The organism is Pseudoalteromonas sp. Z9A6 (assembly GCF_011378805.1).
Lineage (GTDB): Bacteria > Pseudomonadota > Gammaproteobacteria > Enterobacterales > Alteromonadaceae > Pseudoalteromonas > Pseudoalteromonas distincta.
Window position 1 is genome coordinate 53,657 of record NZ_WTKZ01000004.1, and the last position, 16,522, is coordinate 70,178.

The window sequence follows — 16,522 nt, forward strand, 5'->3', positions numbered from 1 at the left end:
TTAATGCCCTGTAAACACCCAACGGCTCATCAATTAGTATAAGTTGCTTGAGTATCGGCGGCGCTTGTGGAAGAATTCAGGCTTTAAAATAAATATCCATACTAGGGGACAATAATATGCGCATTATTCTTTTGGGCGCGCCGGGTGCAGGTAAAGGTACTCAAGCTCAGTTTTTAATGGACAAATACGGTATTCCACAAATTTCTACTGGCGATATGTTACGTGCGGCGATTAAAGAAGGTACGCCACTAGGTCTAGAAGCAAAAAAAGTAATGGATGCTGGTCAACTAATTTCTGACGATATTATTATTGGTTTAGTTAAAGAGCGTATTACTAAAGCGGATTGTGAGAAAGGTTTTTTACTTGATGGCTTCCCGCGTACAATCCCGCAAGCGGATGCAATGAAAGAAAATGGCGTAGTGGTTGATCACGTTATTGAATTTGACGTGGCTGATGAAGTCATTGTTGAGCGTATGGGCGGACGTCGCGTTCATCCTGGTTCTGGTCGTGTTTACCACGTTGTTTATAATCCACCAAAAGTGGAAGGTAAAGACAACGAAACTGGGGATGACTTAATTGTTCGCGCTGATGATACTGAAGAAACAGTACGTAAACGTTTAGGTATTTACCACGAGCAAACTATGCCATTGGTTGATTACTATCAAGCAGAAGCGGCTGCTGGTAATACTCAATACCATAAACTAGATGGTACACAAGCTGTTGAAACTGTTAGCCAACAACTTGGTGAACTTTTAGGTTAATTATAAAAGCACATTAAAAAACCGCCAATTGGCGGTTTTTTGTTTTAAGGCTATTTAGCATTGCTTAATTAGTGCTACTTAATGGACTTTACAATGTTTTAAGTTTCTCAATTACGCTGTTGTATTCTGGTTCAGTTGAAAGGCTACTAACTAACTGTTTATAAATGACGTTATGGCTTTCATCTAAAATAAAGACTGTTCGCGTTAGTAAGCCCATATCTTTAATAATCAATCCGTATTTCTGACCAAAATCACGCCAAACAGAATCTGATAACGTAGTGATTTTATCGATATTTTCAGCTTTGCAAAAACGCTTTTGAGCAAATGGTAAATCAGCACTAATTGTTAGCATAACTACACTTGGGAATTGTGAGGCTACTTTTTCATTAAAGTGCTTAGTTTGCAGGCTACAAATGCCGGTATCTAGGCTGGGTACTACACTTATTAATACAGCTTGGCCTTTATAATCCTCAAGTGTCACTGGAATAAAGTTGTCATCAACAACTTTAAAGTTTGGCGCGCTATCTCCAACAGAGATCCCTTTGCCTAATAAAGTGACTAGTTTGCCTTGCGCGGATACTTTTCCTGCATCAAGTGTGTTTTCTGGATAGTCGGCTGCAATAGCCACAGAACAAAATGCACTCAAAGCAAAGGCAAGTGAACGTAACATAAGGTATTTCCTTTTAAATTAACGCAATGGGCGTCAGTGTATTATACTGGGCTTTAGTTACCAAGTGATTAAACCTGCTAATAGAGTAGATATAAGCTCTGCGATATAAAAATTGTAACTGGGCTAAACTTTGATTAACATGGAGTTACAAAAGATATCTTTAATAATAAAAATAAAAACCTTTATACAATGATTTTAATGCTCATGACGGGTTTAGAAACAGAGAGATAATATGTCAACATCAGTATTAATATGTGATGACTCAAAATTAGCTAGGCGTCAGTTAGCTCGTTCATTACCTGAAGATTGGGACATTAAAGTTGAATTTGCACTTGACGGCGTTGACTGCATAAAGCAAATAAAATTAATTGAACCAGAGATACTTTTTCTCGATTTAAACATGCCAGAAATGGATGGCTATGAAGTATTAATAGCTATGAAAGAACAAGGGCTTAATATACTTACTGTTGTTGTCTCTGGTGATATACAACCAAGTGCACACCAAAGAGTGCTTGAGCTGGGTGCTATCGATTTTATTCAAAAGCCATGTTCCCCAGAAAAACTAGCCAGCATAATTGAACACCATGGAATTAAAGACAAAGCCATGCGTGAACGTTTCTCTCATTCATTAGGAGAGCAAGTTGACCCTGATGTACGTGACATATACCAAGAGCTCACTAACGTTGCTATGGGCCAAGCAGGGGATTTACTTGCACGTCTGCTTAATGTGTTTGTAAAGCTTCCAATTCCGAATGTAAATATTTTAGAAGTTAACGAACTCGATATGGCGCTGCAGTCTATAGATAATAACGCAGCTACATCGGGTGTGTGCCAGGGCTTTATTGGCGGTGGTATTTCGGGCGAGGCGCTATTACTTTTAAATGATTCAAGCTTTAAAGAAATAGCTTCTTTGATGAACTATGACGGCGAGTTAAACGATAAAGTTGAACTTGAGCTGCTTATGGATATTAGTAATATTTTGATAGGCGCTATTTTAACGGGTCTTTCAAAACAGCTCGATATGTCATTTAGTCAAGGGCACCCGATTGTACTTGGCCAACACAGAGATGTATCTGAGTTGGTTAAATCAAACAAGTCACGTTGGCAACGCACCCTTGCAATAGAGATTAGTTACGGTATTGAAAACCATGATATAAATTGCGACCTCATGCTGTTATTTACTGAAGATTCACTTAAAACTTTGAAATACAAAGTTGCTTACCTATTAGAAGATTAAGTTATGGCCGCTGATTTAGAAATGAATGAGATCCATTGGTTAATGGATATGTTTAATACCGTTGATGTAGGCCTTGTGGTACTCGATAGGGATTATAAGGTGTGTGTATGGAATGGTTTTATGGAAAACCATTCAGGGCTTCTACCAAGCGCAGTAAAAGATAAAGATCTATTTGATTTATTTCCAGCAATAGACGAAAAATGGTTTAGAAGTAAATCAGAATCGGTTTTTGTTTTAAAAAACCGCTCCTTTACTATTTGGGAGCAGCAGCCATACATTTTTAGATTTAAAAATTATCGACCTATTACTGGTAAAGCTGATTACATGTATCAAAATGCGACATTCATCCCTCTTACTAATACGATGGGTGAAGTTAGCCATATTTGTATTATTTTGTATGATGTAACAGATGTCGCGGTAAATAAAAAAGAGCTTGAAGAGTTAAATAAAAAATTAGAACAAGTAAGTCAAACAGATAGCTTAACGCAGCTTGCAAACCGTGGACACTGGGAAGGTACGCTACGCCAAGAGTTTTTAAGAGTTAAGCGAAGTGGTGGCTGTAGTACATTATTAATGTTTGATATTGATCACTTTAAAAAAATAAATGATGAATATGGTCATAGCTGTGGTGATGAATCGCTTCGTCATTTATCTAACTTACTACGTACGACGCTGCGCGAGACTGATGTTGCAGGGCGCTATGGCGGTGAAGAGTTTGCAGTGACATTACTTGATACAGATAAAGAAGGCGCTTTTGTATTTGCTGAGCGTTTAAGGGTATTGATTGAAAGTAACCCTGTTAAGTATAAACACTTTGAAATAACAATGACGGTGAGCATCGGCTTTGCTGGCAATAGTAATGATTTTAAAAATCATGAGCGTTGGATAGAAGCTGCCGATAAAGCGTTATATCACTCAAAAAATACAGGCCGAAACAAGGTGACAGCCTATACAGATATAAAAAATGACACTTAAGCGTCATTTTTTATATCCAGAATTTAGGGTTAAATAATACCGTGTTTTTACAATTTGCTGAGCAAACCCAATCAGTATGAAAATTGTATTGCCCTTTATTATTGTGTTGTGTGTCGAGAGTCATCTATTGGGCATTGACCAATCATTGAAACCTCACCAGAATTTGACTCTTGCTCTAGTTTTACTTTAAAGCCCCATAATCTGTAAAGATGCTTAAGCACTTCCTCGTGCGAGTTTGCTAAAGGAATATTGTTATGAGGTACATAGCGTAGGGTTAATGAACGGTCACCTCTAATATCAACATCATACACTTGAATGTTAGGCTCATGATTACTTAAATTGTACTGCGCTGAGAGTGCTTCTCTCACTGCCTTATAGCCGTTGTCGTTATGTATTGCGCCAATCTCTAAATGGGGATTATTAGTATGGTCAATAATAGTAAATAATTTAAAATCACGAATTAACTTAGGCGATAAAAACTGGCTAATAAAACTCTCATCTTTAAAGTTTTCCATTGCAAAATGCAGTGTATATAGCCAGTTACTACCTGCATATTCAGGAAACCAGCGTTTATCTTCTTCAGTTGGGTGTTCACATATTCTGCGAATATCAACCATCATATTAAAGCCTAAAGCATATGGGTTAATGCCTGAATAATATTTACTGTTATAAGGTGGCTGACAAACTACGTTGGTGTGGCTTTGTAGAAACTCTAACATGAAAGAGTCGGTGAGCTTTCCCTCATCATATAAGTGATTAAGGATGGTGTAATGCCAAAAAGTTGCCCAGCCTTCGTTCATTACTTGAGTTTGTTTTTGTGGGTAAAAGTATTGCGAAATTTTACGAACAATACGTATCACTTCACGTTGCCAAGAGTCCAGTAATGGGGCATTTTTTTCAATAAAATACAAAATATTTTCTTGAGGTTCAGAAGGGAAATGGCGGACTTTCTTTTTGGTTTCTTGCTGTTGCTCAGGAATAGTTCGCCATAATTCGTTTACTTGCGATTGAAGGTAGTCTTCGCGCTCTTGTTGGCGTTTTTGCTCTTCAAATAGCGATATTTGTTGTGGACGTTTGTAGCGATCGACCCCGTAATTCATTAATGCATGACATGAGTCGAGAAGGGCTTCTACTTGTGTAATACCATGCTTTTCTTCACAGCGGCTTATGTAGTTTTTAGCAAATACCAAGTAATCAATAATTGAACCTGCATCGGTCCAGGTTTTAAATAAGTAATTACCTTTAAAAAATGAGTTATGTCCGTAACACGCATGTGCCATTACAAGCGCTTGCATAGGTAGGGTGTTTTCTTCCATTAAGTACGCAATACAAGGGTCTGAATTTATCACTATTTCGTACGCGAGACCCATTTGTCCGCGCTTATAATTTTGCTCTGTTTGAATGAACTTTTTACCGTACGACCAATGACTGTAGCCAATAGGCATACCAACACTTGAGTAAGCATCCATCATTTGCTCTGCGGTTATCACTTCAATTTGATTAGGGTAGGTGTCTAACCTATAGTGAGCTGCAACACGAGCAATTTCACCTTGGTACTCATCTAATAAATTAAAGGTCCAATCTGGGCCATCACTCAATCGTTTATCATTCATAATGCTACCTCGCTTTAGGCTATGCAGAGTTTTGCTGTTGACGACCTTTTTTAAATAGCTCCCTGAAAATTGGGTAGATATCTTCAACGCTTTGAATATGCTGTATGGCGAAATTATTATGGCTGTGTGTTATAGATTCATATTCGCGCCATAGGCTTTGATGAGCACGAGTGGTTATTTCAATATAAGCAAAATAACGTACTGCGCTTAAGAGCTTATTACGTAAAATTTCACCACACTGCGGGGTGTCGTCCGCCCAGTTATCGCCATCAGAGGCTTGTGCGGCGTATACATTCCACTCATTTGCGTGATAACGCTCTTTTATTATTTCGTTCATTAATTTAAGAGCGCTTGAAACAATAGTGCCGCCAGTTTCTTGAGAATAAAAAAACTCTTGCTCGTCTACTTCTTTTGCTTGTGTGTGGTGGCGAATATAAACAACTTCTATGTCTTTATAGCTGCGTGTTAAAAATTGATAGAGCAAAATATAAAAACGCTTTGCCATGTCTTTTGTTGGCTGATCCATTGAGCCTGACACATCCATAATACAAAACATCACCGCTTTGCTGGTGGGGTGAGGGCGCTTTTCGTAATTACGAAAACGTAAATCGTAGTTATCAATAAACGGAACCGACTTAATTTGCACTTTTAATGCTGCAATTTCTTTTTGTAATAAAGCAATTGCCGCTTTATCGTTATGTGGACCAGCAAGCAGCAGAGCAAGTTGTTCTTCGAGCTCTTTTAAACGACGTTTTTTACCTGCACTCATTGCCACACGGCGTGCAAGCGAGCCTTGAAGAGAGCGGACAATGTCAATATTACTTGGCATGCCGTCGCTACAAAAACCTGCGCGATGGGTTTTCATTTGCACTAACTTATCAAGCTGGTTCTCTTGTAAGTTAGGAAGTTCTAGATCTTCAAACAGTAAATCAAGGTATTCATCTTTTGATATTGAAAATACAAACTCATCTTGTCCCTCGCCCGAATCGCTGGCGTCACCTTCACCGGCACCACCGCCTTGTCCGCCTTTAGGGCGCTCAATTTTATCACCTGTAGAAAACTGATCGTTACCAGGGTGAATTTGTTCTCTATTCCCGCCTTGCCCTTGATGAAATGTAGGTTCGCTGATATCGCGTTGTGGAATAGAAATACTCTCACCAGAGCTTGAATCGGTAACGCTGCGTTTGTTAATCGCATCTGAAACCGCTTCTTTAATTTGTTTTTTATAGCGCCTAATAAAGCGCTGGCGATTAAGCGTACTTTTATTTTTTCCGTTTAAACGCCTATCTATAAAATGCGCCATATTGACCTCCTATATACTACGACTATGAAGGTTATTGCGATTTTCTAACCCGTAAATACCACTCAGAAAGCAAGCGAACTTGTTTTTGTGTATAGCCTTTTTCGACCATACGGTTCACAAAGTCTTCGTGCTTTTGCTGATCCTCTGCAGACGTTTTAGTATTAAACGAAATAACAGGGAGTAAATCTTCGGTATTAGAGAACATTTTTTTCTCAATCACCGTGCGTAGTTTTTCGTAGCTTGTCCATAGTGGGTTTTTACCGTTGTTGTGTGCGCGGGCACGCAGTACAAAGTTCACTATTTCATTACGAAAATCTTTAGGATTAGAAATACCCGCTGGCTTTTCTATTTTTTCAAGTTCAGCGTTTAGCGCTGCGCGGTCAAATAGTTGTCCTGTATCGGGGTCTCTATATTCTTGGTCTTGTATCCAAAAATCTGCATAAATAACATAACGGTCAAAAATATTTTGTCCATATTCCGAATACGATTCTAAATAAGCGGTTTGCAGTTCTTTACCTATAAACTCGACATATTGTGGAATTAAATAGCCTTTTAAAAAGCTTAAATAACGCTCTTCTATTTCACTTGAAAATTGCTCGCGCTCTATCTGTTGCTCAAGCACATAGAACAAATGCACCGGATTTGCAGCAACCTCAGTGGTATCAAAGTTAAACACTCGGGACAAAATTTTAAACGCAAAGCGCGTAGAGAGCCCCGTCATACCTTCATCAACCCCTGCGTAATCACGATACTCTTGATACGATTTTGCTTTAGGGTCGGTATCTTTTAGGGTCTCGCCATCGTATACCCGCATTTTAGAATAGATACTTGAATTTTCTGGCTCTTTTAAACGTGATAGCGTCGTAAATTGCGCCAATGTTTTAAGTGTACCCGGTGCACATGGCGCGTTGTATAGCTCGCTGTGCTCAAGTAATTTGTCGTAAATTTTAATTTCTTCAGTTACACGTAAGCAATAAGGGACTTTTACAATATAAACACGGTCTAAAAATGCTTCGTTGTTTTTATTGTTTTTAAAGGTTTGCCACTCAGACTCATTAGAGTGAGCGAGGATCATGCCATTAAAGGGCAGGGCACTAATGCCTTCTGTGCCGTTATAGTTACCTTCTTGGGTGGCGGTAAGTAAAGGATGCAGCACTTTAATAGGCGCTTTAAACATTTCTACAAATTCCATCAGCCCTTGGTTAGCTAAACATAAAGAGCCAGAGTAGGCGTATGCATCAGGATCGTTTTGGGCAAAGTGCTCAAGCTGGCGAATATCGACCTTACCAACCAGTGCTGAAATATCTTGGTTGTTTTCATCTCCTGGTTCGGTTTTGGCAATGCCTATTTGGTTTAAAATAGAAGGGTAGCGTTTAACCACTCTAAACTGGCTTATATCACCATTGAACTCTTTTAAGCGTTTGCCAGCCCAAGGCGACATAATGGTTTTTAAGTAGCGCGGTTTAATACCGCATTCTTTGCTGAGTACGTCTGCATCTTCGATAGGATCAAACAAAGAGAGGGGGTGGTCGTTTACAGGAGACCCTTTAATTGAATAAATAGGCACTTGTTGCATTAAATACTTTAGTTTTTCAGCAATGGATGATTTACCCCCACCAACAGGTCCAAGTAAATAAAGCACTTGTTTGCATTCTTCTAGCCCCTGAGCCGCATGTTTTAAATAAGAGACTATTTGCTCAATGGCGTCTTCCATACCATAAAAATCAGCAAAGGCAGGGTAGCGCGCAACTACTCTATTTGAAAATAATCGACTTAGTCGTGCATCCGTTGCGGTATCTACCATGTGTGGTTCGCCAATTGCCATGAGTAGGCGTTCTGGTGCGCTGGCGTAGGCAGACTTATCGGTTTTACAAATCTCAAGAAATTCAGCGATACTGTATTCTTCTTCCTGTGCCGCTTCGTATCGTGCTTGGTAATGCTCAAAAATCGTCATAATAACCTCCGAAACCCGCTGTAAAAAGGTGCTTACCTTTTAAAGTCTAGTCACGAATGTGTATTTTTGTGCAATAAAATTAAAAATTTAAGTGAAAAAAGATCATGTTACTAAAAGCGTTTTATTAAATGATGAGACGCTTAGGTGTGATAAACAAGAAACAAAAAAAGACGCCTAAGCGTCTTTTTTACATTAGCGTTTAAAGGCTAATTAAGCGAAGTTAGCGTTCGCGAATTCCCAGTTAACAAGCGACCAAAAACCTTTAAGGTAATCTGGACGAACGTTACGGTAATCGATGTAGTAAGCGTGTTCCCATAAATCCACTGTAAGGATTGGAGTAACGCCATCATCAGTTAATGGTGTAGCAGCGTTAGATGTATTAACGATGTCTAGTGAACCATCAGCAAGCTTAACTAACCACGTCCAGCTTGAACCAAAGTTATTTACTGCTTTGTCATTTAATGCATCTTTAAACGCATCAAAAGAACCCCATTTAGCGTTGATTGCATCAGCAACTGCGCCAGTAGGCTCGCCGCCGCCGTTTGGAGATAAGCTGTTCCAGTAAAAAGTATGGTTCCAGATTTGTGCTGCGTTGTTAAATACGCCGCCTTCTGATGAACATACGATCTCTTCTAGAGATTTGTTTTCAAACTCAGTACCAGGGATTAAACCATTAAGCTTAACCACGTATGTGTTGTGGTGTTTGCCATGGTGAAACTCTAGCGTTTCTTTTGAAATATGTGGCTCAAGTGCGTCGATTGCATATGGTAGTGACGGTAGTTCAAATGCCATTTTTTTATCTCCATCTTCTTTGGTTGATAGTCCATTTGGTAATACGTAATGCCTGTTGAAACAGAGCAGTTACCTATACCAAGCGGTAATATAGTGTTACTATAATTGTTGAGTATTTTACTCAAGTTTAAGCAAACAGCAATGCTATTGCGAAAGACTATTTCAATTGCGGCTTTATTTGCCCATTTTAAGTTATATATTTGTGGTCACGATGAGTTATTTTCAAGACCTAAATATATTTAGCTATCGTTACTTTGAGGTTGTAGATGGAAACCATTGATAAAATTAAACAGCAAATTTCAGAAAATCCAATAATCCTTTTCATGAAAGGGTCACCAAAATTACCAAATTGTGGTTTTTCTTCACAAGCATCGCAAGCGTTAATGTCATGTGGTGAACCATTTGCATACGTTGATATTTTACTTAATCCAGACATTCGTGCTGAGCTTCCAGCATACGCAAATTGGCCAACATTCCCACAACTTTGGGTAGATGGCGAATTAGTTGGTGGTTGTGACATTATTATCGAAATGTTTCAACGCGGTGAATTACAACCACTGATTGCAGAAACAGCTGCAAAGCATAAACCTGCAGACGCTGAATAAGTGTTTAGGCTAAAAAAAGCTGCAATTTGCAGCTTTTTTTATGTCTATAAATAATTTACGGTTGTTGCTTATACGCTAAAAGTAAGGAGTGATAAGGCAGCTTTATTAGGCTTTTACTTAGCTTTCAAGGCCACAAACTTCAGAGCGCGATTGAATCGCCCCTAAATTGGATAGGCTTTCAGCCTTAAAGTTAAACAACTCTCAAGGTAAACTTACAAAAACACTGATCCCGCCGACGTCCCGATTGTGTAGACTAATTTGCCCATGATGAGCTTCAACAATTTCTCGACACAGTGCCAACCCTAATCCACTTCCTGCCACCTTGGTAGAATAAAAAGGGATAAGCGCACTGGCCATAACCGTTTCACTCATACCTTTTCCTTGATCGCTCACATTAATATGAGTGCCGAGGCTATCTTGTGTTATTTTTAAACTAATATGCTCTGCTAGCGACTCTGATTCATGTGCGTTTTTCAACAGATTAATGAGTAATTGCTCTATTTGGGTTTGATCGGCTCGTGTGGTGATTTCTTTTTGAAGGTCGCAATTAAATTGCCATTGGCTTTGTAATTGATCGAGTAATGAATGCCAATCAACCGTTGTTATTTTAGGTGGTGGTAGTTTAGCAAACTTACCATAGCCTTGAACGAACTCGTTTAAATGCTTTATCCGCTCTTCAATGGTAGTGAAAACGCGTTGTAAACGAGGTTCATCCACTTTCTGCGTTAACAGCTGTGCACTATGTAACATGGATGACATAGGACCTAGTGAGTTATTGAGTTCATGGCTAATGATCCGAATAACCTTTTTCCAAACTTCAACTTCTTGGCGGCTCAATTGTTTAAATACAAACAACCTGTGGTGCTGGTTGTTAAGCAATAAGCGACCCATTGAAAGATGCCATGTTTGCGGTTCTTGTTCTGCTTTATCGAGAATAAATAAACCATCTACGCCTTTATTAACGGCATTAATTATTTGCTGTGGAGCTTTAGATAATAATAATGAGATTTTTTCGCCTTCAAGGGCTGTACTTGCATTAAAAAAATCCCTCGCACTATGATTACTATAAACAATAAAATCATTATCATTCACCAATAATACAGCTTGAGGGGAATTTTGTAATACCTTATCAAGCATCAACTCTCGTTGGTAAACCCATTGTTTTTCTTGTCTTAATTGCTTTGCAGTTTGGTTATAAAGCTGGCACAAATGACCTAATTCATCATTATGGCTATAGGCCAGTAACGCAGCAACAATTTTACCACTGGCGGCAATGTCTCGAATGAGCGCTTTAACATGTACTTTTGCAATCTGTACTTTTGAGCGGCTAATAGAGCTTTTAGCGCTATGACTCGTTAAAAAAATATAAGCAACTGTAGAGACCACAATGAAAACAATCGCAGTGATTATCGCGTATTTTTTATAGCTTATAGGTGCCTTTACTTGTACGTCTTGTGCGCTGGTATCTTTAATCATTTAATTCCCCCTACATTGCTTTTATGTATTTTTCGCACAGCAGTAATAAAGCTGCGGTGCAAATGGCGGCAATAGGAGAGAGTAAAAATAAGCTTAGAGTAAACATGGTAATTCCAATTAGCGATTATATGTAAAGCTATACGATTAATATGCCAACTATTATCGCATTGATATTAAAGTGCTTTTTATTTTTTTCTTGAAAATGATGTCCGCATCGGACACCGCTTTAAATAAAAATTCACTATTAATGTACAAAAAAGGACATGAACTTTCATAACTATACTAATGAGCAGCAATAATCGGGAGTGTTAAGCCATTAAAGTAATGAAATAGCATAAAACTATCTAAATGTTAACTGAATAGCCCTTCATATGTTGAATACTTATTCACTTTTGCTTGCCTTTACGTTTACGTAAGCTGCGGCTTTGGGCGCTTGTGTTTTTTACAATATGTTAAACTTGACACCAGTGTCATGAAAAAATAGTGGTTAAAATAACGCTAAATGTTAAAAATAATGATAAAAAGAAATCTTGCTATGAAGTGAGAAATATTCAAGAATGTGAATATGTATTCAAAGTGCTATTGACTCTATTTAAGATAGAGGCTAGTTTTGTCCGTCTGTTAGCAAATCGTCGAGCAGTTCATCCACGCTAACAGTGCAGCAAGGGGAGGGGTCTATGTTATACGACTCAAAGTTAGAAAAAGAAAATTGTGGCTTTGGCTTAATAGCCCAAGTTAATGGTCAAGCTAGTCATAGGCTTATTCGTACTGCTATTACGGGGCTTGATCGCATGCAGCACCGTGGCGGTATATCTGCCGATGGTAAAACAGGTGATGGCTGTGGTTTATTATTACAAAAACCAGATAGCTTTTTCCGTGCAATTGCCAGTGAACATAATTGGCACTTAGGCAAAAACTACGCAGTGGGTATGATATTTTTAAATTCAGACCCTGTTTTAGCACAAGCTGCAAAACAAATACTTAGCGAAGAATTAGAAAAAGAAACGCTAAATATTTTAGGTTGGCGTGTTGTACCAACCGACCCATCTATGTTGGGTCCTATTGCTGTACAGCAATTACCAGGTTTTGAACAAATTTTTGTTAGCGCGCCAGAAGGTTGGCGTTCTAAAGACTTAGAGCGTCGCTTATATGTAGCACGCCGCCGCGCTGAAAAGCGCATTGTTGATGATGAAGCTTTCTATATCGCAAGTCTATCTGGTTTGGTAACTATCTATAAAGGCTTAATGATGCCTGCGGATTTACCTAATTTTTACCTAGATTTAGCTGATATTCGTATGACGAGTGCGATTTGTGTTTTCCATCAGCGCTTTTCTACTAATACTCAGCCGCGTTGGCCTTTAGCTCAACCTTTCCGCTATTTAGCACACAATGGTGAAATTAATACTATTGAAGGTAACCGCCAGTGGGCACGCGCACGTTCTTATAAATTTGCGTCACCGCTTATTCCTGATTTACAAAGCGCAGCGCCGTTTGTAAACGAAACCGGTTCTGATTCATCAAGCCTAGATAATATGCTTGAGCTATTTTTAGCTGGCGGCATGGATTTATTCCGCGCTATGCGTATGCTCGTGCCGCCTGCATGGCAGAAAAACCGTGCAATGGACGACGATTTACGTGCATTTTACGATTTTAACTCTATGCATATGGAACCATGGGATGGCCCGGCAGGTATTGTTATGTCGGATGGTCGTTTTGCGGCGTGTAACCTTGACCGTAATGGACTTCGCCCAGCACGTTATGTAATTACACAAGATGGTTTTATTACGCTTGCATCAGAAGTGGGTATTTGGGATTACACTGCCGATGAAGTGGTTGAAAAAGGCCGTGTTGGTCCAGGTGAATTATTAGTTATTGATACTAAACTTGGCAAAATCTGGCACTCGGATGAAATCGATCAGGATTTAAAATCTCGCCATCCTTACAAGTCATGGCTTGAAGAAAACGTTAAACGTTTAGTTCCATTTGAAGAACTTACTGAGCAAGACGCTGGTAATCGCTCATTTGATGACGAAACGCTAGCTAAATATCAAAAAATGTTTGGTTATACCAACGAAGAGCTTGATAGCGTTATTCGTGTAATGGGTGAAAACGGCCAAGAAGCGACAGGCTCAATGGGTGATGACACGCCATTTGCTGTGCTTAGTGAAGGGCATCGTTCACTTTATGATTACTTCCGCCAAAAATTTGCGCAAGTAACAAATCCACCTATCGATCCACTACGTGAAAACCATGTAATGTCGCTTGCAACCTGTATTGGTAGTGAGCAAAACGTATTTAACGAAACAACAGGCCACGCTAAGCGCCTACAGTTTGATACACCAATTTTAATGTACGCAGACATGCAGCAGCTATTAAATGCTGATGAAGCGCACTACAGCTACTGTAAAATTGATATTACCTACACAGTTGAAGAGGGTTTAGAAAACGCGGTTACGCGTATTTGTGACCAAGCACAAGAAAAAGCAGCTGCGGGCTGTATCATGCTTATTTTAACTGACCGTAACTTTGATGAAATAAATTTACCAATTCCAGCAGCTATGGCTGTAGGTGCGGTACAAAAACGCTTAGTTGATAACAACTTGCGCTGTGAATCAAATATTATCATTGAAACTGGCAGCGTGCGAGATGCGCACCAATTTGCTGTGCTATTAGGTTTTGGTGCTACGGCAATTTATCCATACCTTGCGTATGAATCGTTAGTTGCGATGAGCGACAGCAAAATTATTGATAAGTCGTATTGCGAAGTGACCCTTGCTTATCGTAAAGCCATTAATAAAGGCTTATACAAAATTATGTCTAAAATGGGCATAAGTACGGTTGCGTCTTATCGTTGTTCAATGTTGTTTGAAGCGGTGGGATTATCTGATGCGATTATTGAAATGTGCTTTAAAGGCGTTGCAAGTCGTATACAAGGTGCATGCTTTACCGACTTTGATGACGATCAGCAAAGTTTGCACAAACTTGCTTTAAGTAAGCGTAAATTATTAAGCCACGGTGGTTTATTTAAGTACGTTCACGGTGGTGAGTATCATGCTTATAATCCAGATGTTATTCAAACTCTGCAAAAAGCGGTTCGATCAGGTGATTATAAAGACTACAGTGCGTACGCTGATTTAGTTAATAATCGTCCAATTGCGACTTTGCGCGATATGTTAGCGCTTAAATTACCTGAGCAAGGTATAAGCATCGATGAAGTAGAGTCTGCAGAAAACCTATACAAGCGTTTTGACTCAGCAGCAATGAGTATTGGTGCGTTATCACCAGAAGCGCATGAAGCGCTAGCAATTGCAATGAACCGCTTAGGTGGTTGTTCAAACTCGGGTGAAGGCGGTGAAGATAAACTGCGTTATGGTACAGAGAAAAACTCGCGTATTAAACAAGTCGCTTCAGGTCGATTTGGTGTAACGCCTCATTACTTACGCAGTGCTGACGTTATTCAAATTAAAGTAGCGCAAGGTGCAAAACCAGGCGAAGGTGGACAATTACCAGGTGAAAAAGTAACGCCGTATATTGCTAAGCTTCGTTATTCGGTACCAGGTGTTACGTTAATTTCGCCACCACCGCATCACGATATTTACTCAATTGAAGATTTAGCACAGCTAATTTTCGATTTAAAACAAGTAAACCCTAAAGCACTTATTTCTGTAAAACTTGTTTCAGAGCCAGGTGTGGGAACCATTGCAACAGGTGTTGCTAAAGCATATGCCGATTTAATTACTATTTCTGGCTACGACGGCGGTACAGGCGCAAGCCCACTTACTTCTGTTAAATATGCGGGTAGCCCATGGGAGCTTGGACTTGCTGAAACACAGCAAGCACTAGTTGAAAATGGCCTTCGTCATCGCATTCGCCTGCAAACAGATGGTGGCTTAAAAACAGGTTTAGATATTATTAAAGCGGCAATTTTAGGTGCTGAAAGCTTTGGCTTTGGTACTGGTCCAATGGTTGCCCTTGGGTGTAAATATTTACGTATTTGTCACTTAAATAACTGTGCGACCGGTGTTGCAACACAAGACGAAACACTTCGTCAAAAGCATTATCACGGCTTACCAGAAATGGCGATGAACTACTTTAAGTTTATAGCGCAAGAAGCGCGTGAAATTATGGCTAGCCTAGGCGTTGCAAATTTAACTGACTTAATTGGCCGTTTAGATTTATTAGAAGAAATTGAAGGCAAAACTGCAAAGCAGAAGAAAATTGATTTATCGTCTGTTATTGCTCAGCCGAACAACCCAACTGGCGAAACGCTGTATTGTAGTGCGCCTAACAGTTCGCATTACCTAGGTAAGTTAAACGAAAGTTTATTAGCTAAAGCGCAAGAGGCAATTGATACGTCAAGCGGTATCTCGCTTGTGAGTCGTATTTGTAATACTGACCGCTCTGTAGGTGCAATGCTTTCGGGTTATATTGCTGATAAACACGGTAATCAAGGTATGGCGGCAGACCCCGTAGCAATTGAATTACACGGTACGGCGGGTCAATCGTTTGGTGTTTGGAATGCCGGTGGTCTTGAAATGACATTGGTTGGCGATGCTAACGATTACGTAGGTAAAGGCATGGCTGGTGGTAAGTTAGTGATTCGTCCACCACTTGGCTCATCTTTTGAAAGCCATAAAGCAACCATTGCCGGAAACACATGCTTGTACGGCGCTACAGGCGGAAAACTGTTTGCAGCGGGTTGTGCCGGTGAGCGCTTTGCAGTTCGTAACTCAGGTGTGCAAGCGGTTGTTGAAGGTGTAGGTGACAACGGTTGTGAATACATGACCGGTGGCGTTGTGTGTGTACTTGGTAATGTAGGTGTTAACTTTGGCGCGGGTATGACTGGTGGTTTTGCTTATATTTTAGATGAGCGAAATGATTTTGAAAAACGCATTAATCCAGAGCTTGTAGAAATAGTAACACTAGACGAATTAACGTCGCATCAAGAACATTTACGCGGCTTAATTGCTGAGCATTTAGAGCTTACGGGTTCGTGCAGAGCAGAAAGCATTTTAGCTAACTTTGAACTGTACTTACCGATGTTCAAATTAGTAAAACCAAAATCAAGCGACGTAAAAAGTTTACTCGGGCATCGCGCTCGCAGTAGTGCCGAACTACGTGTTCAGGCGCAATAAG

At 39.6% G+C, this 16,522-nt stretch carries 11 protein-coding genes; 5 read left to right on the forward strand and 6 right to left on the reverse strand.

Going from position 1 to position 16,522, the window contains the following annotated elements:
* The first annotated feature begins 116 nt into the window (after positions 1–116).
* A complete protein-coding gene (adk, locus tag GQR53_RS02570; RefSeq protein ID WP_039487425.1) occupies positions 117–761 on the forward strand; it encodes an adenylate kinase in 645 nt (214 codons plus the stop codon).
* An 88-nt stretch (positions 762–849) separates the two neighbouring features.
* Here the strand turns inward: adk and tpx are convergent, their stop codons facing one another.
* A complete protein-coding gene (tpx, locus tag GQR53_RS02575; RefSeq protein WP_165742773.1) occupies positions 850–1,431 on the reverse strand; it encodes a thiol peroxidase in 582 nt (193 codons plus the stop codon).
* 232 nt (positions 1,432–1,663) lie between these two features.
* Between tpx and GQR53_RS02580 the strand changes: the two genes are divergently transcribed.
* Together GQR53_RS02580 and GQR53_RS02585 are read left to right on the forward strand one after the other, a co-directional pair.
* Positions 1,664–2,668, forward strand: coding sequence for a response regulator (locus tag GQR53_RS02580; RefSeq protein WP_024605320.1), 1,005 nt, complete (start codon positions 1,664–1,666; stop codon positions 2,666–2,668).
* Between the two features lie 3 nt (positions 2,669–2,671).
* Positions 2,672–3,643, forward strand: coding sequence for a diguanylate cyclase (locus GQR53_RS02585; protein WP_165742774.1), 972 nt, complete (start codon positions 2,672–2,674; stop codon positions 3,641–3,643).
* A 98-nt stretch (positions 3,644–3,741) separates the two neighbouring features.
* Here GQR53_RS02585 and GQR53_RS02590 read toward each other — a convergent pair whose 3' ends face one another.
* The 4 genes from GQR53_RS02590 to GQR53_RS02605 all read right to left on the reverse strand — a co-directional run bounded on the left by GQR53_RS02590 (position 3,742) and on the right by GQR53_RS02605 (position 9,305).
* On the reverse strand, positions 3,742–5,256 hold the full coding sequence (locus GQR53_RS02590) for a SpoVR family protein (RefSeq protein WP_165742775.1): 1,515 nt from the start codon (positions 5,254–5,256) through the stop codon (positions 3,742–3,744).
* A 19-nt stretch (positions 5,257–5,275) separates the two neighbouring features.
* On the reverse strand, positions 5,276–6,559 hold the full coding sequence (locus GQR53_RS02595) for a YeaH/YhbH family protein (protein WP_007375849.1): 1,284 nt from the start codon (positions 6,557–6,559) through the stop codon (positions 5,276–5,278).
* A 31-nt stretch (positions 6,560–6,590) separates the two neighbouring features.
* On the reverse strand, positions 6,591–8,513 hold the full coding sequence (locus tag GQR53_RS02600) for a PrkA family serine protein kinase (protein WP_165742776.1): 1,923 nt from the start codon (positions 8,511–8,513) through the stop codon (positions 6,591–6,593).
* Between the two features lie 210 nt (positions 8,514–8,723).
* The gene (locus GQR53_RS02605) at positions 8,724–9,305 is read right to left on the reverse strand and encodes a Fe-Mn family superoxide dismutase (RefSeq protein ID WP_002960323.1); all 582 of its coding nucleotides are present in this window, start codon (positions 9,303–9,305) and stop codon (positions 8,724–8,726) included.
* A gap of 266 nt (positions 9,306–9,571) precedes the next feature.
* On the opposite strand from GQR53_RS02605, the gene GQR53_RS02610 reads away from it, so the two are divergent.
* The gene (locus GQR53_RS02610; protein ID WP_165742777.1) at positions 9,572–9,910 is read left to right on the forward strand and encodes a Grx4 family monothiol glutaredoxin; all 339 of its coding nucleotides are present in this window, start codon (positions 9,572–9,574) and stop codon (positions 9,908–9,910) included.
* A 201-nt stretch (positions 9,911–10,111) separates the two neighbouring features.
* Here GQR53_RS02610 and GQR53_RS02615 read toward each other — a convergent pair whose 3' ends face one another.
* Positions 10,112–11,386, reverse strand: a complete 1,275-nt coding sequence (locus tag GQR53_RS02615; protein WP_165742778.1) for an ATP-binding protein — start codon at positions 11,384–11,386, stop codon at positions 10,112–10,114.
* Between the two features lie 677 nt (positions 11,387–12,063).
* Here GQR53_RS02615 and gltB point away from each other — a divergent pair.
* Complete coding sequence (gltB, locus tag GQR53_RS02620) at positions 12,064–16,521, forward strand: glutamate synthase large subunit (RefSeq protein ID WP_004335377.1); 4,458 nt, start codon at positions 12,064–12,066, stop codon at positions 16,519–16,521.
* Position 16,522: the final 1 nt, after the last annotated feature.

What these genes read in the sequence shown, in the direction of transcription:
- GQR53_RS02615 (WP_165742778.1), bottom strand. Translation starts at nt 11,386, where the DNA reads ATGATTAAAGATACCAGCGCACAAGACGTACAAGTAAAGGCACCTATA.
- GQR53_RS02590 (WP_165742775.1), bottom strand. Translation starts at nt 5,256, where the DNA reads ATGAATGATAAACGATTGAGTGATGGCCCAGATTGGACCTTTAATTTA.
- GQR53_RS02600 (WP_165742776.1), bottom strand. Translation starts at nt 8,513, where the DNA reads ATGACGATTTTTGAGCATTACCAAGCACGATACGAAGCGGCACAGGAA.
- tpx (WP_165742773.1), bottom strand. Translation starts at nt 1,431, where the DNA reads ATGTTACGTTCACTTGCCTTTGCTTTGAGTGCATTTTGTTCTGTGGCT.
- GQR53_RS02585 (WP_165742774.1), top strand. Translation starts at nt 2,672, where the DNA reads ATGGCCGCTGATTTAGAAATGAATGAGATCCATTGGTTAATGGATATG.
- gltB (WP_004335377.1), top strand. Translation starts at nt 12,064, where the DNA reads ATGTTATACGACTCAAAGTTAGAAAAAGAAAATTGTGGCTTTGGCTTA.
- GQR53_RS02605 (WP_002960323.1), bottom strand. Translation starts at nt 9,305, where the DNA reads ATGGCATTTGAACTACCGTCACTACCATATGCAATCGACGCACTTGAG.
- adk (WP_039487425.1), top strand. Translation starts at nt 117, where the DNA reads ATGCGCATTATTCTTTTGGGCGCGCCGGGTGCAGGTAAAGGTACTCAA.
- GQR53_RS02595 (WP_007375849.1), bottom strand. Translation starts at nt 6,559, where the DNA reads ATGGCGCATTTTATAGATAGGCGTTTAAACGGAAAAAATAAAAGTACG.
- GQR53_RS02580 (WP_024605320.1), top strand. Translation starts at nt 1,664, where the DNA reads ATGTCAACATCAGTATTAATATGTGATGACTCAAAATTAGCTAGGCGT.
- GQR53_RS02610 (WP_165742777.1), top strand. Translation starts at nt 9,572, where the DNA reads ATGGAAACCATTGATAAAATTAAACAGCAAATTTCAGAAAATCCAATA.